General features: G+C 73.3%; 19 protein-coding genes and 1 pseudogene. 10 read left to right on the plus strand and 10 right to left on the minus strand.

Annotated features, from left to right (window positions below):
* The first annotated feature begins 5 nt into the window (after positions 1 to 5).
* A complete protein-coding gene (locus ACIOD1_RS04680) occupies positions 6 to 704 on the plus strand; it encodes a hypothetical protein (protein ID WP_401900482.1) in 699 nt (232 codons plus the stop codon).
* On the opposite strand, the gene ACIOD1_RS04685 is transcribed toward ACIOD1_RS04680, so the two are convergent.
* From ACIOD1_RS04685 to ACIOD1_RS04695, 3 genes are read right to left on the minus strand one after another with little or no spacing between them, the layout of a single operon-like run.
* Positions 676 to 1,551, minus strand: a complete 876-nt coding sequence (locus ACIOD1_RS04685) for a L,D-transpeptidase family protein (RefSeq protein WP_365621335.1) — start codon at positions 1,549 to 1,551, stop codon at positions 676 to 678. The two genes, ACIOD1_RS04680 and ACIOD1_RS04685, sit on opposite strands and share 29 nt — an antisense overlap.
* Before the next feature lie 47 nt (positions 1,552 to 1,598).
* Positions 1,599 to 2,822, minus strand: coding sequence for an ATP-binding protein (locus ACIOD1_RS04690; protein ID WP_401900099.1), 1,224 nt, complete (start codon positions 2,820 to 2,822; stop codon positions 1,599 to 1,601).
* Positions 2,819 to 3,520 carry a response regulator transcription factor gene (locus ACIOD1_RS04695; protein ID WP_365621329.1) on the minus strand — a complete coding sequence of 234 codons (702 nt, stop codon included), beginning with the start codon at positions 3,518 to 3,520 and terminating at the stop codon, positions 2,819 to 2,821. Before ACIOD1_RS04695 ends, ACIOD1_RS04690 begins: the two co-directional genes overlap by 4 nt.
* Positions 3,521 to 3,609: 89 nt before the next feature.
* On the opposite strand from ACIOD1_RS04695, the gene ACIOD1_RS04700 reads away from it, so the two are divergent.
* Genes ACIOD1_RS04700 through ACIOD1_RS04715 form a run of 4 tightly spaced genes read left to right on the plus strand, consistent with a single transcriptional unit; the run spans position 3,610 to position 7,293 of the window.
* Positions 3,610 to 4,119: a hypothetical protein gene (locus ACIOD1_RS04700; protein ID WP_401900102.1), complete on the plus strand. Its 510-nt coding sequence runs from the start codon at positions 3,610 to 3,612 to the stop codon at positions 4,117 to 4,119.
* Positions 4,119 to 5,249, plus strand: a complete 1,131-nt coding sequence (locus tag ACIOD1_RS04705) for a peptidoglycan-binding protein (RefSeq protein WP_365621323.1) — start codon at positions 4,119 to 4,121, stop codon at positions 5,247 to 5,249. The genes ACIOD1_RS04700 and ACIOD1_RS04705 overlap by 1 nt, the downstream gene beginning before the upstream one ends.
* Positions 5,246 to 6,007, plus strand: a complete 762-nt coding sequence (locus ACIOD1_RS04710) for an ABC transporter ATP-binding protein (protein ID WP_401900105.1) — start codon at positions 5,246 to 5,248, stop codon at positions 6,005 to 6,007. Before ACIOD1_RS04705 ends, ACIOD1_RS04710 begins: the two co-directional genes overlap by 4 nt.
* A complete protein-coding gene (locus ACIOD1_RS04715) occupies positions 6,007 to 7,293 on the plus strand; it encodes an ABC transporter permease (RefSeq protein ID WP_365621317.1) in 1,287 nt (428 codons plus the stop codon). The genes ACIOD1_RS04710 and ACIOD1_RS04715 overlap by 1 nt, the downstream gene beginning before the upstream one ends.
* An 80-nt stretch (positions 7,294 to 7,373) precedes the next feature.
* Here ACIOD1_RS04715 and ACIOD1_RS04720 read toward each other — a convergent pair whose 3' ends face one another.
* Positions 7,374 to 7,583, minus strand: coding sequence for a hypothetical protein (locus ACIOD1_RS04720; protein WP_401900108.1), 210 nt, complete (start codon positions 7,581 to 7,583; stop codon positions 7,374 to 7,376).
* A gap of 84 nt (positions 7,584 to 7,667) precedes the next feature.
* Here ACIOD1_RS04720 and ACIOD1_RS04725 point away from each other — a divergent pair, with 84 nt between their 5' ends.
* Entirely contained in the window at positions 7,668 to 8,108 is a 441-nt protein-coding gene (locus ACIOD1_RS04725; RefSeq protein ID WP_365621314.1) for an NUDIX domain-containing protein, read from the plus strand.
* Between the two features lie 44 nt (positions 8,109 to 8,152).
* Here the strand turns inward: ACIOD1_RS04725 and ACIOD1_RS04730 are convergent, their stop codons facing one another.
* Both ACIOD1_RS04730 and ACIOD1_RS04735 read right to left on the minus strand, forming a co-directional pair.
* Positions 8,153 to 8,986 carry a trypsin-like peptidase domain-containing protein gene (locus tag ACIOD1_RS04730; protein WP_365621311.1) on the minus strand — a complete coding sequence of 278 codons (834 nt, stop codon included), beginning with the start codon at positions 8,984 to 8,986 and terminating at the stop codon, positions 8,153 to 8,155.
* Between the two features lie 130 nt (positions 8,987 to 9,116).
* Positions 9,117 to 9,253, minus strand: a pseudogene (locus ACIOD1_RS04735) (DUF6879 family protein); the annotation flags it as partial.
* 563 nt (positions 9,254 to 9,816) lie between these two features.
* On the opposite strand from ACIOD1_RS04735, the gene ACIOD1_RS04740 reads away from it, so the two are divergent.
* Positions 9,817 to 10,257, plus strand: a complete 441-nt coding sequence (locus ACIOD1_RS04740) for a hypothetical protein (RefSeq protein ID WP_401900111.1) — start codon at positions 9,817 to 9,819, stop codon at positions 10,255 to 10,257.
* Here the strand turns inward: ACIOD1_RS04740 and ACIOD1_RS04745 are convergent.
* The 3 genes from ACIOD1_RS04745 to ACIOD1_RS04755 form a co-directional block, all read right to left on the minus strand.
* On the minus strand, positions 10,254 to 10,532 hold the full coding sequence (locus tag ACIOD1_RS04745) for a DUF3253 domain-containing protein (RefSeq protein WP_401900113.1): 279 nt from the start codon (positions 10,530 to 10,532) through the stop codon (positions 10,254 to 10,256). The two genes, ACIOD1_RS04740 and ACIOD1_RS04745, sit on opposite strands and share 4 nt — an antisense overlap.
* A 72-nt stretch (positions 10,533 to 10,604) precedes the next feature.
* Positions 10,605 to 10,946: a DUF5713 family protein gene (locus ACIOD1_RS04750; protein ID WP_365620082.1), complete on the minus strand. Its 342-nt coding sequence runs from the start codon at positions 10,944 to 10,946 to the stop codon at positions 10,605 to 10,607.
* 765 nt (positions 10,947 to 11,711) lie between these two features.
* On the minus strand, positions 11,712 to 12,932 hold the full coding sequence (locus ACIOD1_RS04755) for an amidohydrolase family protein (protein WP_401900115.1): 1,221 nt from the start codon (positions 12,930 to 12,932) through the stop codon (positions 11,712 to 11,714).
* 154 nt (positions 12,933 to 13,086) lie between these two features.
* Here ACIOD1_RS04755 and ACIOD1_RS04760 point away from each other — a divergent pair, with 154 nt between their 5' ends.
* From ACIOD1_RS04760 to ACIOD1_RS04770, 3 genes are all read left to right on the plus strand, one after another.
* Entirely contained in the window at positions 13,087 to 16,170 is a 3,084-nt protein-coding gene (locus ACIOD1_RS04760) for a BTAD domain-containing putative transcriptional regulator (protein ID WP_401900117.1), read from the plus strand.
* A 229-nt stretch (positions 16,171 to 16,399) separates the two neighbouring features.
* Positions 16,400 to 16,633: a hypothetical protein gene (locus ACIOD1_RS04765; protein WP_365620091.1), complete on the plus strand. Its 234-nt coding sequence runs from the start codon at positions 16,400 to 16,402 to the stop codon at positions 16,631 to 16,633.
* Positions 16,634 to 16,953: 320 nt separating this feature from the next.
* On the plus strand, positions 16,954 to 17,733 hold the full coding sequence (locus ACIOD1_RS04770; protein WP_401900119.1) for a class I SAM-dependent methyltransferase: 780 nt from the start codon (positions 16,954 to 16,956) through the stop codon (positions 17,731 to 17,733).
* 7 nt (positions 17,734 to 17,740) lie between these two features.
* On the opposite strand, the gene ACIOD1_RS04775 is transcribed toward ACIOD1_RS04770, so the two are convergent.
* Complete coding sequence (locus ACIOD1_RS04775) at positions 17,741 to 19,699, minus strand: exo-alpha-sialidase (RefSeq protein WP_401900122.1); 1,959 nt, start codon at positions 19,697 to 19,699, stop codon at positions 17,741 to 17,743.
* Positions 19,700 to 19,756: the final 57 nt, after the last annotated feature.

Raw genomic sequence — 19,756 nt, forward strand, 5'->3', positions numbered from 1 at the left:
ATCTGATGCTCACGCTCGTCAGCGGGATCGCCTGGACCGTCGTGTACGCCGAGTCCATCCGGATCGGCCTGCGCGAGCGGACGTACGCCATGCCGGTGGCCGCGCTCGCGCTCAACTTCGGCTGGGAGGTGACCTACGCCGTCAACGAGTTCCTCACCGGGATCTCCGCCCAGGGCGTGGTCGACGTGGTGTGGGCGCTCGCCGACCTCGTGATCGTCTGGACCTACCTGCGCTTCGGCCGCGCCGAACTGCCCGCCTTCGTGACCCGGCCGCTGTTCGCGGGCTGGAGCGTGCTCGTCTTCGGGACCGGCTTCGCCGTGCAGTGGCTCTTCCTGGCCCACTTCGGCACGCACGACGCGACCCGCTACGCCGCGTTCCTCCAGAACCTGCTGATGTCCGGCCTGTTCATCGGGCTCTACGCCGCCCGCGGCGGCCCCCGCGGCCAGTCGCCCGTCATCGCCGTCGCCAAATGGCTCGGCACGCTCGCCCCGACCCTGCTGTTCGGGGTGCTGGAGGGCTCCGGGTTCCTCCTCGGGCTCGGGCTGCTGTGCTGCCTCTTCGACCTCGTCTACGTGGGCCTGCTGCTGGGCGGCGCGCGGCTCGGCGTCGGCGTCGGCGTCGGCGTTGGCGTCGGAAACCCTGGCGTCGCGGGCCCCGGCGTCGCGGGCCCCGGCGTCAGAAGCCCTGCGGACCCATCGCGATGACCGGGTTCGCCGCCGGGTCCAGGGTCTCCAGCAGCTGCTTCATCGCCTCCTTCGGCAGGCCGACGCAGCCCTGGGAAGGCCCGTCGTGGTCCACGTGGAGCCAGATGTTGCCGCCCTTCCCCTCGCCCTCCGGCATGGCCGGATCGAGGGGGGAGACGCCCTGGCGGCGGTTGTAGTCGATGGCCACCACGTAGTCGAAGGAACCGGCGAGGGACTCCCCGTTCACCCCCTGGCCCGTGGCCACGAAGCCCTGGTCACGGTCGTACGGAAGCTTCGTGCCGGGCGGGGCCGGCAACAGGCCGCCCGCGTCGCTCAGGGTGTAGACGCCCTCCGGGGAGGTCAGGTCCCCGTACTCGCGCGCCGTGGACCAGCCCTTGGCACCGTTGCGCGCCGGCCACCGGGCGCCCTCGACCCAGTCGGCGCCCCGCGCGGGCCGGGTGTAGAACGCGACCGTCGACTCCGAGGAGTCCTGCGCCCGACCGGTGACCAGCACCAGCTGGCGGGAGTCCGCGGGGATCCGGGCACGGACCGCCTCGCCGAGCGAGGCCGGCAGCCCGTGCGTCGGCGCCTGCGCGCGCGGCGTACCCCGCGCGACGCGGTCCTGCCCGTGCGGCCGGGCGTCCGCGCGGGACTGCGAGACGGGCGCGCCGGGCTGCTCGTGCAGGGCGTGCACCCAGCCGACCGCGAAGGCCAGCAGCCCGAGGGCGGCCACGATCCCCAGGGCCAGGGGCGGGCGGCCGGCGGTCCCCGGGCGCGTACGCGCGCGCCCCGGGCCGGGCGTACCGGACCGGGACCGGCGACCGAAGCGGAAGGGCGAGCGGGAGCGGGCTCGGGCGTGCTTGCTCATTGTTCCGACCGTACATGAGCTGATCATCATTGCCCGGGCACGGCCCGTCAGGGCCGCCCGGGTGGCGGCTCGATGGGGAAGCGGACGCGGATCGTGAGACCCCCGCCGGGGGCCGGGTTGGCCTCCGCCACCAGCTGCGCCCCGTGGGCCCGGGCGATGGACGCGACGATCGACAGCCCGAGCCCCGCGCCCTCCCCGGCGGTGTGGCGGCGCGCCGCGCTGCGCCGGAACGGCTCCAGCAGGCGGGGAACCGCGTCCGGCTCTATCACCGGGCCGGTGTTGGCCACCGTCAGGAGCCCGCCGGTGGAGGTCACGGCGGTCGCCACGTCCACCCGGCCGCCCGGGCGGTTGTGCCGGACGGCGTTGGCCAGGAGGTTGCGCACCAGGTGCCCCAGGAGGGCCGCGTCGCCGTCGACGGTGAGCGGCGCGAGGTTCCGTACGAGGTCGGGCGCGTCCGGACCCGCCGGGACGACCGTCGCCAGCTCCGCCTCCACCAGCGGCGCCAGCTCCACCGGCGCCACCGACTCCAGCCCCTCCTCGGAGACGGCCAGCAGCAGCAGCGACTCCACGAGGTGCTCGCTGGAGTCGGCCACCGAGATCAACCGCTCCCGGATCCGGGCCACCTTCGCCGGCTCCGGATCGCCCGCGAGTCCGATCTCGGCGGCGGCCCGCTGCACCGCCAGCGGAGTGCGCAGCTCGTGGGCGGCGTTGGCGGCGAACCGGCGCTGCGCCCCGACCAGGTCCTCCATCCGGTCGAGCATCCCGTCGAAGGTGTCGGCGAGGCGCTTGAGCTCCCCGGGCGGGGCCTGGAGGTCGATCCGCTCGTGGAGATTGGCCCCGGACAGCCGGCGGGCCGTCGCGGTGATGACCTCGACGGGGCGCAGGACCCGGCCCGCCATCCACCAGGCGAGCCACACCGAGAGCACCGCGAAGAGGGCGAGGGCGACCAGGGAGACGAGGGTCAGCTCCTCCAGGGTGGCCCGGGCGACGGCCTGGGAGACGTCCTTGGTGGCCTTCCACTGCTGGACCTCTTCCGGGGTGGGGGCGTCGCCCGGGGGGATCCGGTAGGCCGGCTCGAACTCGGTGATGTGGCCGCCCGGGTCGATCGGGGTGCCGGGCAGGACGGTGGTGACGGCTCCGTTGACGCGCCCGTAGAGGCCGTTGCGCAGCAGGACGTTGACCAGGGCGACGAGGCCGCCGCCGGCGAGGAGGAGCAGCGCGCCGTAGAGGGCGGTGAGCCGGGCTCGCTCGGATCGGAGCACCGCTCTCATCGTGGAGCACCGCCCGGCGCGGAGGTGTCGCCCCCGGGGCCGGTCGTGATGCGGTAGCCCGCGCCGGGGACGGTCTCGATCAGCGGCGGCTCGCCCAGCTTGGCGCGCAGCTTGCTCAGGGTGACGCGTACGGCGTTCGTGCTGTAACTGGTGTCCTGCTCCCACACCTGCTCGATCAGGTCGTCGCTGCCCAGGACCGCGCCCTCGGCCCGCAGCAGCGCCTCCAGGACGGCGAACTCCTTGCGCGAGAGCGCGAGGCGGTGACCGTCGCGGGCGGCGGAGCGGCGCGCGGTGTCGAGGGAGAGTCCGGCGCGTTCCAGTACGGGCGGCAGCGCCGGGCGGGTGCGGCGGCCCAGCGCGAGGACCCGGGCGAGGAGCTCGTCGTAGGCGAAGGGCTTGGTGAGGTAGTCGTCGGCGCCGAGGCCGAGCCCCTCCACCCGGTCCCGTACGGTCCCGGACGCGGTCAGCATCAGCACGCGGGTCAGCAGCCGCTCGCGCACCACCTGGCGGCAGACCTCGTCGCCGTGCAGGCCGGGCAGGTCCCGGTCGAGGACGAGGACGTCGTACTCGCCCAGGCGCAGGCGGCTGAGCGCCTCCAGGCCGTCGGCCGCCTCGTCGACGGCCAGCGCGTCGCGGCGCAGCCCCTCGGCGATCATCTCCCGGAGGAACTCCTCGTCCTCCACCACCAGAACTCGCATCCTCCCTCTCTACAGGAGGAGAACATTTCGCCGTTGTAAGCGGTCTGCGAGAGGGAAGCGAAATCCCCCTTTCCCGCACGCTCGGGCCCATGAACCGATCCCTGACCATGACCACGGCCACCGTCCTGACCGGTCTGGCCCTCTTCGTCACCGCCTGCACGAACAGCGGCTCCTCCGACAAGGACGGCGAGAGCGGCACCAGCTCGGCGAGCGGCGGCTCGGGAGGAACCGGCGGATCCGGCGGCGGCGCCGACGCCGACAACGGGGTGAAGACGCGCGCCTGCCTGCGCGAGCACGGCGTGGACGCGCCCGAGCCCAAGCCCGGCGAGAACCCCAACGGCATGACCCTCGGCGGGGGCGCGGACCCGCAGAAGATGCAGGAGGCCATGAAGGCGTGCGGCATGCAGGTGCCCGGGTCCGGCGAGGGTCCGACGCAGGAGCAGAAGGACAAGGAGCTGGCCTGGGTCCAGTGCATGCGCAAGAACGGCGTGGACCTGAAGGACCCCGAGTACAGCGGCGGCATGAAGAGCGGCATAGAGGTGCCCAAGGGCCAGGAGAAGGCCTTCGAAGAGGCCCAGAAGAAGTGCGAAGCGGCCTGATGGGGCGCCGCGCGGCCTGGCTGGTGGGTTCCCTGGCCGTGGTCCTGGCCGTCTCGGGCGGCGGCTACGCCGTCCTCGACCGGCCCTCGCACGACGACACGAGCCGGCAGCGCTCCGACGGGCTGCCGCCGGCGACGGCGCAGGTGCTGCGCGGGGACCTCAGCTCGGGGACCCAGGTGGACGGCACCCTCGGCTACGCGCGGGAGCGCAGGCTGAGCGCGCCCGGCCCCGGGGTCCTGACCTGGACCGCCGCCGAGGGCTCGGCCGTCGAGCGGGACGGGAGGCTGTACGAGATCAACGGCAAGCCGGTCCGGCTGATGTACGGAACCACGCCGATGTACCGCCCGCTGAAGACGGGGGACAAGGGCGAGGACGTCAAGCAGCTCAAACGGAACCTGGTGGCGCTGGGCTACGGGACGGGGCTGAACGCGGAGGACGGCACCTTCACCGACGGTACGGCGACGGGAGTGAAGCGCTGGCAGAAGGCCCACAAGGTCAAGGAGACGGGCGAGGTCGCCAAGGAGGACATCGCCTTCGCCTCGGGCCCGCAGCGGGTGAAGCGGAACGACGCGGCGCTCGGCGACGAGCCGGGGCCGGGCAAGCCGGTGCTGACGGTCACCGGCACCGAGCGGATCGTCCGCTTCCAGCTGGACGCGGCGAAGGCGGGCTCGGCGAAGACGGGCGACAAGGTGAGCGTGCGGCTGCCGGGCGGCAAGACCGCCGGCGGGAAGATCGACTCGGTCGGCAACACGGCCGGCGGCGGGGACGGACAGGACGGCGGCGGATCGGGCGGATCGGGCGGTTCCGGATCCGGCGGAAGCGGGGGCGGGGGCGGCGACAAGAAGGCGAAGGTCGAGGTGAGCGTCGTCTTCGACGACCCGGGCGACGTCTCGGGCCCCGACCAGTCCCCGGTGTCGGTGTCCCTGACCGGCGAGACCCGCACCGGCGTGCTCTCCGTACCGGTCAACGCCCTGCTGGCACTGCCCGGCGGCGGCTTCGGCGTCCAGGTCGTGGAGAACGGCCGGGCGCGCGACGTCAAGGTCGAGCTGGGCATGTTCGGCAACGGCCGGGTCGAGGTGACCGGCGGCGACCTCAAGGAGGGCGCGCGGGTCGGGGTGCCGAAACTGTGAGGGGCCGCGCGTACCCGGTGGTCGAGCTGGCCGGGGTCACCAAGGAGTACCCCGGCGGCGTCGCCGCCCTGCGCGGGGTGGACCTGAACGTCCTGAGCGGGGAACTGCTGGCCATCGTCGGCCCCTCGGGCTCCGGGAAGTCCACCCTGCTGCACATCGTCGGCACCCTGGACCGGCCCACCGCGGGCACCGTCCGCATCGCCGGCCACGACATCGCGACCCTGTCCGACCGGTCCCTGTCGGCGCTGCGCTCGCGCCACGTCGGCTTCGTCTTCCAGTCCTTCCACTTGGTGCCGGGCCTCAGTGCCCGGGCGAACGTCGCCGAGGGGCTGCTGTACTCAGGGCTCCCGCGCGCCGAGCGCGGCCGGCGGGCGGCGCGGGCGCTGGAGCGGGTCGGCCTCGGCGACCGGATGGACCACCGCCCGCACGAGCTGTCGGGCGGACAGAAACAACGGGTCGCCATCGCCCGCGCGGTGGCGGGAGAGCCGGACCTGCTGCTCGCGGACGAGCCGACGGGCGCCCTGGACACGGCGTCCGGGCAGTCGGTGATGGAGCTGCTGCACGAGCTGAACGAGGACGGGGCCACCATCGCCGTGATCACCCACGACCAGGAGATCGCCGCCGCCCTGCCCCGGCAGGTGCGCATCCGCGACGGCGAGGTCGTCGCGGACCTGCGCCGCGGAGCGTCGGCCGACACGATGGCCGACACGGTGGCGGGCCCGGCCGTGGGACCCGTTCTCGGTCCGGAGGTGGCGTGATGGGCCGCCGCACGAAGGACCGTACGAGGGGCGGCACGACGGGCGACGCTTCGGACCGTACGAGGGGCGGCGCTTCGGGCCGTACGAAGGACCGGACGCGTCTCGCGCCGCCCCGGCTCACTCCCCGGGACGTCCTGCACGCGGGCTCGGCCGGGCTGCGTTCGCGCCCCATGCGGGTGTTCCTCTCCGCCCTCGGGATCGCGATCGGCATCGCCACGATGATCGCGGTGGTCGGGATCTCCTCGTCCAGCCAGGCCAAGCTGCTGCGGGAACTCGACAAGCTGGGCACGAACATGCTGGTCGCCACCCCCGGCCAGTCGATGTTCACGGGCCAGGACACGAAGCTCCCGCCGGACGCCCCCGGGATGATCTCCCGGATCGACGGCGTCGAGTCGGTCGGCACGGTCGGTGACGTACCGCAGTCCGTACTGCGCTCGGAGAACGTCCCGTCCGGGGAGACCGGCGGCATCGCCCTCAAGGCCGCCAAGGACGACCTCCTCGCCACCCTGCGGGCCAAGATGCGCGACGGCGCCTGGCTGAACGCGGCCACCGGACGCTACCCCTCGGTGGTGCTCGGGCACGTCTCGGCGCAACGGCTGGGCATCACCGGTCCGGGGCAACAGGTGTACGTCGGGGGCCGCTACTTCACGGTGGTCGGCATCCTGGAGCCGATCCCCCTCGCCCCGGAGATCGAACGCTCGGCGCTCATCGGCTGGGAGGCCGCCACGGACCTGCTCGGCTTCGACGGCCACCCCACGGCGGTCTACGAACGCTCGGTGGACGACCGGGTGGCCGCCGTCCGGTCCCTCATCGGGCAGACGGCCAACCCCGAGACGCCGAGCGCGGTTTCGGTGACCGACCCTTCCTCGGCGCTCCAGGCGAAGGCGGCCACGGAGGGCGCGTTCAGCACCCTGCTGCTCGGGCTGGGCGGCATCGCCCTCCTGGTGGGCGGGGTGGGCGTGGCCAACACCATGATCATCTCGGTGTTGGAACGCCGCCACGAGATCGGCCTGCGCCGCTCGCTCGGCGCCACGAAGGGGCAGATCCGGATCCAGTTCGTCACCGAGTCCCTGCTCCTGTCCGGGCTGGGCGGGCTCGCGGGCATCGCCCTGGGCGGAGCGGCGACGGGCGTCTACGCCCGGGTAGGCGACCTCCCCTGGGTGGTCCCGCTCTGGGCCGTCACCGGCGGCTTCGCGGCCACCCTCGCCATCGGCACGGTGGCCGGCCTCTACCCGGCCATCCGCGCGGCCCGCCTCTCCCCGACGCTGGCCCTCCAGGCGGCGTAGGGGGGGTGGGGGCGGCGGCATCCGGGTTGATCGCCGCGCGGGCGTCGGCGCCTACGTCGGCGCCGGTGTCGGGTCGGTGCCTACGTCGGCGCCGGCGCCGGTGTCGGGTCGGTGCCTACGTCGGTGTCGGCGTCCGCGTCGGTGTCCGGATCGGTATCCGGGGCAAGGTCGGGAGCGACGCCCGCGTCGGTGCCCGCGCCGGCGTGGGCGTGGGCGTCCGCGTGGGCGTGGGCGTGGGCGTGGGCGAGCGCGTCGGCATCCGCGTCGGCGCCCGCATCCGACCAGTACACCAGCGTGCGCCGACGCTCGCGGGGCTGCGGGAGAGGGCCCGCAGCCCCCTCCCGCGGTGCGGCCGGCCGACTTACCCTGAACTGATGAGAACTCCGCGTCAGGCAGCCCGCATCGTCGTCCTCTCCCCCAGCGGATCGGTGTTCCTCTTCCGGGAGAACAACATCGAAGTCGGCATCCACTGGCTGCCCCCGGGCGGCGGCATCGACCCGGGCGAAACCCCCGAGGAGTGCGTGCGGCGCGAGCTGCGCGAGGAGACGGGCTGGACCGACCTGGAGCCCCAACGGCTGCTGTGCACCTGGGAGCACGACTTCACCCACCAGGGCATCCCGGTCCGCCAGCACGAGCACATCTACGTCACCAGCGGCCCCCACCGCGAGCCGCGGCTCGAAGCCCCGGACATCCACTGGCAGTGGCTCTCGCCGCAACGCCTCGCCACCCTCGGCGAACCCCTCTGGCCCCCGCGCCTGGCGACCCTCCTCGCCGAAACCCGGTCCGAGCCGGTCCACTTGGGGCTCGTGACGTAACGTCCCGCCCGGCTGCCGGCCTGACTGCCGCCCGGGGGCGACGGTCAGCGGGCCGCGGTGGCCTTCGCGTAGAGCTTGGCCGCGTAGTCGCCGAGGACCGTGCTGGTGGAGACGTCGTCGGTGTCCCCGCCCGTCAGAATGCCGATGATCTTCCCGTCGCGGCCGATCCAGGCACTGCCGCTCGTGCCGCCCGGGAAGTCGGAGCAGTCGAAACGCTGCTCCGTCGCGCTGAGGCGCACCGCGACGGCCGTACAGGTACGGGGCACCTTGCGGTCCGCCGGATAGCCCGTCACCGTGACCTCCTCGCCGGCGCGGCCCGTGGTGTCCAGGGGGGCGCCGCCGATGACGTCCTCGATGGCGCGGCCCTTGTTGTCGGGGACCACCCGGGCGAAGGCGAGGTCATAGTCGTCGTCGGTGCCCTCGGCCCAGCGCTCGTCCTCGTAGACCCGCTCTATCTTCCACGTGCCGTACGGGGCGATGCCGTTCGCGTACGCGGGTGCGAAGACCGCGCCCCCGTCGCGGGCCTGCTCACCCTCCATCAGGCAGTGGCCGGCAGTCACGAGCAGGTTCTTCCCGGGGCTGCGCACGACGGTGGCGGTGCAGAAGTGGTCCCCGTCCAGGCCGCCCGTGAACAGGGCTCCGGTGAAGGCGGCGGGCCCGCCGGGCTTGGGCGTCGCCGGGCTCGGCATCGGGGTGGCGAGCTGAGGCTTGGACCCTCCGGATCGCGACGGCCCGCCCGGCGAACCGGACGGCGAAGCCACCCCGGCCCGTACGCCCTCGGCCCCCTGGACCGGCGGTGCCAGCTCGGCCACGGCCGCGGAGGCCCCGAGCGCCGCCGCCGCACACAGCACCACCGTCACCACGGTCCGCGTGTCCACCGCCATGCTCCCTCCCCGCTGTACCCCGGCGAAGCATGCCCCGAGGCCGGGCCGGGGTGCAAGGTCAGGGGCGGCCACGTCAGTGGCGGCGACATCAGTGGCCGGTCCGGTGACCGGTCCCGTGCATCCGGAGCAGGAACTCCTCCCCGCCCGTCATGTTCGTCCGGTATCCCCACCCCAACTCGAAGCGCGGGTACTCGGTGAGGGGGGCGGGCGAGGACGTGTACGCGGTACACCCCCCTTCCCCTCACGGGTGTGCGAGCGCGTACTGCGAGCTTGGTCACAACGGGAAACCGGCTCAGGGCTCGGCAGGGCCTGGGCGGTGGGGCGGGGGGAACCTCGGCGGGGCCTGTGTGGGGCGGGCTCTCGGAACGTTTGGGGGTTTCCCGCCAGTCCACTGTCCTTCCGTGCCGGTCCGGTCCCTCAAGGGCGCTCACTGCGTTCGCGTCGCTACGCGATTTCGGCCACCCTTGACCGACCGGCCCGTCACGGAATGCCAAAGACTGTCGGGAAGCCCCCAAAAGAACGGGCTGGTCTGAAGTGACGAGGAGCGGCCCCGTCAGGGGCCGTGGGGCGGGCGCTTCGGCGAGCCTGCCGGGCATTCGGGTCCCTCGCAGAACCTTTCAGGACTCGGCTCGGACTACTCCACACCTGCGGTTGATCAGGACAGTGGAAGGGGACCGGGGGCGCATCGGATCGCTACGCACTGCCGGTCGGCTCAGCGACTGCGGCCCGTCTGGGGGTGGGCGCGGGGTTCCCGGCTACTTATTTTGAGCGTGTTCAAATATGGTGGGGCGGGAAGTTGCCCGGTTGTTGGGGGAGTGATGTGCGTGAAGCGACGACTGTGGTCATCGGTGGCCCTCACAGCGGCGGCTGCGGCTCTGACGGCGTCCTGCGCCCTGGCGACAGCGATGTATATGACGTCGATTTCGGCGGACGAACTCACGGGTCGGTGGGTAGTGAGTGACACGGCGGTTTCCCTGACCTTCCGCGAGGATCACACTTTCGTCACTGAAGACTTCGGCAGGTACCTCGAAGCCGAGGACTGCGGCCCGTCGGGCCTCCCGTCGGGACGTTGGGCGTTTGACGACCCGTCCATGGGGAGTGGCGACGAGGCGGTCACGCACGGCAGCGTGCTGACGCTGTCCTCCCCCGACTGCACGGTGTCCGTCTTCCTCTTCGGCGAAGAAGACGACCCTGCGATGTGCCCGACCTTCGATCCGGACGCAGGATGTCCGAGGACCGGCTACCTCCGGCGGGACCGGACCTAAGGGGCCGGGGTGCGGCGGATGCGGATGGGGCCGCGTGCTTCGGTCGGGTCGACGGGGCGGCCGGCCTGGGTGATCTCCACCTCGCCGGCCGCGACCAGGCGCCGGGCCGCGCGTCGGGCCGGTTCCATGAGCGCGCGCCAGCCGTCGCCATCCCCCGTGTAGACCGCTCGCGCGGCGTCGGAGGGGCAGATCGTCGCGGCCGGGCCACGACGTTCCAGCAACTCCAGGATGGCTCGCTCCAAGCGCCGGTCCGTCTGCCGTTCGGTGTCGGTCACTCCTCCAGTGTCACTCCGGCGACGAGAAAGCGCGGTGGTCGACCACCGCGCCACGCTCGGAACCTTCGGGGCTCACCAATCCCGGGTGGCGATCAGTTCTTCCACGTCCGCGTCCGCGAAACCGTAGGCTTTCGCCACGAACCAGAAGTCCTCGGCGATCTCCTCCCGCGCAACCGTCTCGATGCCGCTTCCCGCCGCCTCGAACTCCGTTTCCAGGAGGTTGAACTCGCCCGTGGCGGACTGGGTGAGCGCGTACAGGGCGGCCAAGTCCGACGGCCGCTCGGCCTCGATCCGCTCACACAGCCGCACGAGGATCGCCCGCCCCTTGTCGAGGACGCGATCGGGGAAATAGTCGTCCGCGAACAGCGGTCGCAGGAACTCACGTCCGGCGACCTGCTGGTTGGTGATCGGCATGGTGCCTCCCCGCCCTCGTTGACTCTTGTCGTGCCGATCCTGCATCACGGCACCGACAGAGCGGGGCGGGGAGAAACGGTCACTTCCTCCCGCGCAGGCGGCTCAGGAATCGACCGGCCTGCGCACGCTTCCGGGGGTCTGCGGCGGCCCTGCGGGCCGAGGCGACCGCCCGCTGTCCCTGCGGACTCCGCGCGAACTGCTTGATCCGCGTCAACAACGTTGGCATGGCTCCTCCTTGGGTCACTATTAGCCGTGTACCCCGCACCGCACGATGCACGCCACACCCGGCCGGCAGGCAGGGCGCGCGACGTCTTCTGCGCCTATGTCCAGGCCCTGACGGCCCGCAGTCGCTGAGCCGAGTGGGAGTGCGTAGCGATCTGATGCGCCCCAGGTCCCGTCCCACTGTCCTGATCAACCGCAGGTGTGGAGAAGTCCGAGTCGAGTCCTGAAAGGTTCTGCGAGGGACCCGAATGCCCGGCCTGCCGGCCGAAGCGCCCGCCCCTCTGCTCATGAGAGACCCGCTCCTCGTCACTACAGACCAGCCCGTTCTTTTGGGGGCTTCCCGACAGTCTTTGGCATTCCGTGACGGGCCGGTCGGTCAAGGGTTGAGCGCAGCGAAATCGCGTAGCGACGCGAACGCAGTGAGCGCCCTTGAGGGACCGGACCGGCACGGAAGGACAGTGGACTGGCGGGAAACCCCCACACCATCCGAGAGACCGCCCCACCGCATACCGCCGAGGTTCCCCCCGACCCCGCCCCACCCCCCTACGCCCCCGCCCAGAGGCCCTCCGGGGTCAGGCTCAGCAGGTCGATCGCGTTGCCGCGCACGATGCGGTCCACCACGTCCGGAGCCAGGTGGCCCATCTGGGACTCGCCTACCTCGCGGGACTTCGGCCACGTGGAGTCCGAGTGGGGGTAGTCCGTTTCGTAGAGGACGTTGGCCACGCCGATCGAGTCCAGGTTCTTGAGGCCGAAGGCGTCGTCGAAGAAGCAGCCGTAGACGTGCTCGGCGAACAGCTCCGAGGGCGGGCGCAGGACCTTGTCCGCCACACCGCCCCAGCCGCGGTTCTCCTCCCAGACCACGTTCGCGCGCTCCAGGATGTACGGGATCCAACCGATCTGGCCCTCGGCATACATGATCTTCAGGTTGGGGAAGCGTTCGAACTTGCCGCTCATCAGCCAGTCCACCATCGAGAAGCAGCAGTTGGCGAAGGTGATGGTGGAGCCGACGGCGGGCGGGGCGTCCGCCGAGGTGGACGGCATCCGCGAGGAGGAGCCGATGTGCATGGCGATGACCGTGCCGGTCTCGTTGCACGCCTCCAGGAAGGGGTCCCAGTCGTCCGTGTGGATGGACGGCAGGCCCAGGTGCGGCGGTATCTCGGAGAAGGCGACCGCGCGCACGCCCCGGGCCGCGTTGCGGCGGACCTCGGCGGCGGCGAGGCGGGCGTCCCAGAGGGGGACGAGGGTCAGGGGGATGAGGCGGCCCCGGGCTTCGGGGCCGCACCATTCCTCCACCATCCAGTCGTTGTACGCCCGTACGCCCAGCAGCCCCAGCTCGCGGTCCTTGGCCTCGGTGAAGGTCTGGCCGCAGAAGCGGGGGAAGGTGGGGAAGCACAGGGCCGACTGGACGTGGTTGACGTCCATGTCCGCGAGGCGCTCGGGAACCGAGAAGGACCCCGGGCGCATCTGCTCGTAGGTGATGACTTCCAGCTTGATCTCGTCGCGGTCGTACCCGACGGCCGTGTCGAGGCGGGTGAGGGGCCGGTGCAGGTCCTCGTACACCCACCAGTCGCCGATGGGGCCGTCGTCTCCCGGCGCCCCCATGACGGGGGCGAACTTCCCGCCGAGGAAGGTCATTTCCTTGAGGGGGGCGCGGACGACCCGGGGGCCGGTGTCGCGGTACTTGGACGGGAGCCGGTCCCGCCAGACGTGGGGGGGCTCAACCGTGTGGTCGTCCACCGAGATGATCTTCGGGAAGGTCTCCATGGCCCCTACGGTAGCGCTGATCTGACGAACCGTCAGCTAGTGCGGCGCCACTTCTCCGGCGCCGGGGAGCCGATCACTCCGGCGCGGGCTGACGTGTTCGTGCAACACAGGGCAGACTGGCCCCTAAACCGACGGAAGGCAGGGGGAACGACAGATGGACGGCGTACCGGCCATCCCGCACCAGCGGAACCACCCCGAGGCAGCCCGGTCCGCGACGACGAGCACCGACGTGCCCGAGGGCGGTACGGACGCCCGGCAGGCGGGCACCGCTCCCAAACCCGCCGCTCCCAAACCCGTCGCCCCCGAAACCGCCGCGCCCGAAACCCCCGCCCCCTCCTCCGGCAACCGCTTCGCCGTCCTCGGCCCGCTGCGCGCCTGGCGCGGCGCCGAGCCGTTGCCCTCCGGCAGCCCCCAACAGCGGGCCCTGCTGGCCGTACTGCTGCTGCGCGACGGCCGCACCGCGACGGCGCCCGAGCTGATCGACGCCATCTGGGGCGAGGACCCGCCGCAGCAGGCCCTGGCCACGATCCGGACGTACGCCTCCCGGCTGCGCAAGGTTCTCGACCCGGACTCGCTCGTCACCGACGCCGGCGGGTACGCCATCCGGCTGCGCCACGAAGAGGCCCTCGACCTCGGGATCGCCCGCGGCCTCGCCACGGACGCCGAGCGCGCCCGCACCGCCGGGGACCGCACCCTGGCCCGTACGCTGCTCGCCCGCGCGCTGGACCTGTGGGACGGCGAACCCCTCGCCGGGGTCCCCGGGCCGCACGCCGACACCGAGCGGACCCGGCTCGCGGAATGGCGGCTCCAGCTGCTGGAGACCCGCCTCGATCTGGACCTGGAGGTCGGCCACCACGCCGAGGCCGTCTCCGAGCTGACCGCGCTCACCGCCGCCCATCCCCTGCGGGAGCGACTGCGGGAGCTGCTGATGCTCGCCCTCTACCGCAGCGGCCGGCAGGCCGAGGCCCTCGCCGTCTACGCCGACACCCGCCGCCTCCTCGCCGAGGAACTCGGCGTCGACCCCCGGCCCGAGCTGTCCGCGCTCCAGCGGCGGATCCTGCGCGCCGATGCCGAACTGGCGCGCGCCGAGAGCCCGGCGCCGGCCGCCGCCGCCGTCTCCGTACGACCCGCCCAACTGCCCGCCACCGTGCCCGACTTCACCGGCCGCAGTCCCATCGTCGCCGAACTCGGGGACATCCTCACCGGCGCCGACGGCGACGGCCGGGTCATGGCCGTCTCCGCGCTCGCCGGGATCGGCGGCGTCGGCAAGACCACCCTCGCCGTGCACGTCGCGCACGCCGCCCGACCGCACTTCCCCGACGGTCAGCTCTACGTCGACCTCCAAGGCACCGAACCGCGCCCCGCCCTGCCCGAAGCCGTCCTCGGCTCCTTCCTGCGGGCGCTCGGCACCCCCGACAGCTCCATCCCCAACTCCCCCGCCGACCGGGCCGCCCTCTACCGCTCCCTCCTCGACGGCCGCCGCGTCCTGGTCCTGCTCGACAACGCCCGCGACGCCGCCCAGGTCCGCCCGCTGCTCCCGGGCACGGCCGGCTGCGCCGCGCTCGTCACCAGCCGGGTCCGGATGTCGGGCCTCGCCGGGGCCCATCTCGTCGACCTCGACGTGATGAGCCCCGAGGAGGCCCTACAGCTGTTCACGCGCATAGTCGGCACCGAACGGGTCGGCGCCGAACGGCAGGCCGCCCTCGACGTGGTCGGCGCCTGCGGCTTCCTGCCGCTCGCCATCCGCATCGCCGCCTCCCGCCTCGCCGCCCGACGCACCTGGACGGTCTCCGTCCTCGCCGCCAAGCTCGCCGACGAACGCCGCCGCCTCGACGAGCTCCAGGCCGGCGACCTCGCCGTCAAAGCCACCTTCGAGCTGGGCTACGGCCAGTTGGAGCCCGCCCAGCAGCGCGCCTTTCGCCTCCTCGGCCTCGCCGACGGCCCCGACACCTCCCTGGCCGCCGCCTCCGCCGTCCTCGACCTGCCCGAGCACGACGCCGAGGACCTCCTGGAGGCTTTAGTCGACTGCTCCCTGCTGGAGTCGGCCGCCCCCGGCCGCTACCGCTTCCACGACCTCGTACGCCTCTACGCGCGCGCCTGCGCCGAGCGCGACGAACAGCCGCCCGGCGGCTGCGGGGCGGCCCTCGACCGGCTCCTCGACTTCTACCTCGCCACCGCCTCCCGGGTGTACGCCCTGGAGCGCCCCGGCGACCGCCTCCCCGCACACCTGTCGGCCACCCGCCACCCCGGGCTGGTGCTCACCGAGCCCCGCGCCGCCCTGGACTGGCTGTTCGCCGAGGCCGACCCGCTGCTGGCCTGCGTACGCCAGTCCGCCGGGCGCCCCGGGGCGCTGCGCCGGGCCGTCGACCTGCTGCTGGCGGCGAAGGACCTCGCCGAGTCCGGGGCGAACTCCAAGCAGTACGAGTCGGCCGCCCTGACCCTGCGCGAGGCCGGCCGCGCGGCGCGCGACGCCCGCTCGGAGGGCCGCGCCCGGACCGCCCTCACCATGGTCCACCTGTTCGCGGGCCGCTTCGCCGAGGGTGAGGAGGAGGCCGGTCGGGCCATGGTCCTCGCCCGGGAGGCGGGCGATCCGCTGGCGAGCTGCTGGGCCCCCAACGACCTCGGGATCATCGCGCTCTACCAGAGCCGGTACGCGGACGGGGAGCGCTTCCTGCTGGAGGCCATCGACAACTTCCGGGCCGACGCCAATCTGGTCGGCGAGGCCAGCGCCCTGTGCAACCTCTCCCGGATCCACGTCCAGTTGGGCCGGGTGTCCAGCGCCATCGACCTCGCCCAGCAGGGCATCGCGATCTACGACCGGATGGGGCTGACCCTCCGCTTGGCCAACGGACGGTACGCCCTGGGCATCGCCCTGACCCAGGCCGGTCGGCTGCGCGAGGCCCTCGCGCAGCTCGGGGAGGCGCTGTCGCTGTTCCACGACAACCGTCAGCCGCTGTGGGAGGGCGTCACGCACTTCCGCCTCGCGGAGGCGCACCTCGCGGCCCGGCGGCCCACGCTGGCCGCCAAGCACGCCGAACAGGCCATCGCGTTGCGCGGGATCGGCGGGGAGTGGCGCCGGGCGACGGTGCTGACGGTCCTCGGAAAGGCCCTGCGGCGGCTGGGCCAGCCGGACCGGGCGCGGGCGTGCTGGCGGGACGCGGAGTCGGTGTTCGCCCAGCTCGGGTCCTCGGAGCTGGCCGAGGTGCAGGCCCTGTTGGCCGCCGAGCTGGCCGCCTGAGGAAGGCGTCGGGGTCGTCCCGTCCGGGGCGGCGAGGGGTGGACGGCGCGGATGCTCGGACGGGGATGAACGGCTCGTTCATCGTTCGTTTATCGCCGTGCGTCAGGATGGATACATCGACCCGGCGCGGCGGGGGGCACCCGGGTCGGTAGGTGGATCACCCGTTCGGCGGTCCTCGGGGGAATCGCCGAACGGGCCCTGGCCCGAAGCCAACCCATCAGGAGATCCGATGACGACGAACGAGAACAGCCTGCCGCTCGACGGCGACATCAGACCGCTGGACAACCACGCCTCGGGCATCGAGATCAAGCCGCTCGACCCGTCGAACCCGCCGAGCCCTTCGGATCCTTCGGACCCGAAGCTTCCGCCCGGCACCGCGACGAGCAAGCCGGCCGACAACCACGCTTCGGACGAAGAGATCGTGACGCTGGACAACCACGCGTCCGGTCCTCCGCTCCCGTAGCGGCAACAGACCCACGACACGGCGTACGGGGGGACGTACGGGGGACCGTGTCGGGGCAGGACGTGCGGCGTGAGCCTTCCCACGGGGGATGTACGGGGGACGTACGGGACGGCTCACGAGGGGGAACCGCACGGCATGACGTACGGGGGACGCGTACCGGGGGGAACGCGCGTACGGGGAATGGCGCGGCGGCCGTGGTGGTCAGGGGGGACACCACAGCCGCCGCGCACCCATGTCCGGGGTCGGCGGCCCGGCCCCGCCCCGGCAGTTGGCCGGCCACTCCCGCCCCACCCGGCGGCTCCTCTCACTAGGCTGGGCCCGTGTTCACCTCACAGGGCCCCAGCCTGCGCGAACTGACCGTCCAGGCCCTCTCCTCCGTCGAGCGCGGCTACGACCTGCTCGCGCCGAAGTTCGACCTGACCCCCTTCCGCACCCCGGACCGGATGCTCGACGCCGTCGAGGAGACCCTCGCGCAGCGGGAGGGCGCCGCCTTCGGGGCCGGGCTGGACCTGTGCTGCGGCACCGGCGCCGCCCTGCCGATGCTGCGGCGGCTGTGCCGGGACCGGGTGACCGGGGTGGACCTCAGCGCGGGCATGCTGGCCGAGGCCGCGCGGGCGCACCCCGAGGGGGTGGAACTCGTACGGGCCGACGCGCTGGCGCTGCCGGATCCGCTCGGGGACTCCTACGACCTGGCGGTGAGCTTCGGCGCCTTCGGGCACTTCCTGCCCGCCGAGCGACCCGCCCTCTTCGCGGAGGTGCACCGCGCCCTGCGGCCGGGCGGCCTCTTCGCCTTCCCCGTCGGCGCGCCGCTCCCGCTCACCTCGCCGGTGTGGTGGGCGGTGGCCGGCTTCGACGCGGCGATGCGGGTGCGCAACGCCGTGTGGCGGCCGCCGTTCGTCATGTACTACCGCACCTTCCCCTACGGCCCGGTCCTCGCCGACCTGCGCGCGGCGGGCTTCGTCGTGGAGAGCGCCCCGCTGGAGCACTTCGGCCGGGCCGCGGACGGCAGCCCGCGCTGGCGCCTGGTCCTGGCCCGGAAGGCCGCCGCGCGGGAGCCCGTACCGGAACCCGCACCGGAACCCGCGCACGGTCCCGCGTAGGGCGCCGTCACCAGATGCGGTCGAAGGTGAGGTGCACCCGCTCTTGGTCGGTGACCTCGCTGCCGTCGCGCAGGCGGGCGGCGTCGTTGCCGGACAGGGAGCGCCCGTAGATCCGTACGTCGTCCAGCGCGCCGGCGTAGAAGGCCTTGTGGTCGGGCTGGGTGCCGAGGTGGATGGTGAAGGCGCCCTGGGGGCGGAAGTCCCTCTGCTGGGGAGCGAGCACGGTGGTGGTGGCCGGCCCGCCGTCCACGGAGATCCCGAGGCGGGCGCCCTGGCGCTGGAAGACCACGTGGTGCCAGGCGTCGTCGTCGGTGCGGCCCCGGGTGGCGACGGAGACCGGGCCGGAGCCCGCGTCGATCGTGCCGGTCAGCCCGCCAGTGGCGGGGTCGGCCTCGACGCGGAACTGTTTGGCTCCCTGGCCCTGCCCGTAGCCCCAGACGAGGGGCTGGAGCAGGCCGCTGTCGCGGTCCTGGCCGCGCGTCTTGTACTTGACCCAGGCGGTGACCGCGAAGTCCCCCTCGCCGACGCGGAGTTCGTCGGGGCAGTCGATGAGGCGCAGGAAGTCGTCCTTGCCGTCGAAGCGCATGGCCTTGCCGCCGCCGGGCCGGTTGCCGAGCTTGGGCGCCCCGTGGACGACGGCGTGGTTGCGGTACGGGGTGGCGTCGGTGGTGTGACGGGGGGTGAGGTCCTCGGCGGCGGCCTGGAGCTCCGGGGGGCCGAAGGCGGTGAACTTGATGTAGCCGTGCGGGGTGCCGTTGGCCGTCTCGTAGAGCATGCCGACCTGCCCGCCGGGCAGGGCCGCCATGTCGGAGTAGCCGGCGCGGTCGCGCAGGACGACGCCGCCCTCCTGGGACCAGGTGCGACCGCCGTCGGGGGAGCTGCGTACGGCGAGGGTCCAGCGGTCGGAGTACTCCGCGCCGGGGCGGGAGGGCGCGGACAGCAGCAGGGGCCCGCCGGGGACCTGGAGCAGGGAGGCGGAGGCGGGCGGGGCCGGGAGCCCGCCGACGGGGGCGAAGCCGGGGGCCGGGAAGGCGGGGGCGGCGGCGTCGTCGACGAGGGCGGCCACGCGGTGGTCGGCGGTGCCGCAGGTGGCGGTGGAGCGGGCGTTGACGTAGATCCGGCCGTCGGGGAGCTGGGTGAGGGCGGGCTCGTTGGGGGCGGGGGTGCCGGCGGGGGCTCCCCAGCGGGCACCGGCCTTCCAGGTCAGGCCGCCGTCGTCGCTGTAGAGGAGCTGGGCTCCGGACTCGTCGGCCTCCGTGCGGTAGTCGGCGCCGACGACGAGCCGGCCGGGGCGGTCGGGGCGGGTGGGGGTGAGCTGGATGCCGTGGCCGGGGCCAACGGAGACCCAGGCCCAGTCCTCGCCCTTGAGTTGGGGCTGGGGGTTGGGTTCGGCGGTCCAGTGGGCGCCGTTGTCGGTGCTGTGGGCCAGGCGCAGTTCGCGGGGGCCGCGGACCCGGTTGCCGGCGGCGTCGGGGGCCCAGGTGCTGTACGCGTACAGGAGGGAGACCCGGCCGGAGGTGGAGTCCACGACGGGCGTGGGGTTGCCGTAGGCGCCGGGGTCGCCGGCGCCCCGGACCACCTCCATGGGGCTCCAGGTCCGGCCGTTGTCCGAGGACCGCTTCATGACCAGGTCGATGTCGCCGATGTCGTCGCAACCGGAGGTGCGGGCCTCGGCGAGGGCGAGGAGTCCGCCGTCCTTGGTGGGGGTGAGGGCCGGGATGCGGTAGCAGTCGTAGCCCTCGGTGAAGGCGCTGAAGGGGGCGGAGACGGCGGCGGTCAGGCCCGCCTTGCGGCGTCCGGCGGCGGCGCCCCCGTCGCTCGGGCCGCCGTCCGCGCCGGGCGGCGGGCCGGAGGCCAGGGTGACGGCGGTGACGACCAGCGCCACGGCGACGGCGGCCGCGGCGGCGAGCCCGGCCCAGACCCGGGCCCCCCAGCGGAATCGGACGGCTGACTGGTTCTGGCTCACCCGTGCAGGCTAACGCGGGCCGCTGTGAAGATCGTCGGTGGTGTCCCGCCACGCCCC

This window comes from Streptomyces sp. NPDC088097, assembly GCF_044741845.1.
Classification (GTDB): Bacteria; Actinomycetota; Actinomycetes; order Streptomycetales; family Streptomycetaceae; genus Streptomyces.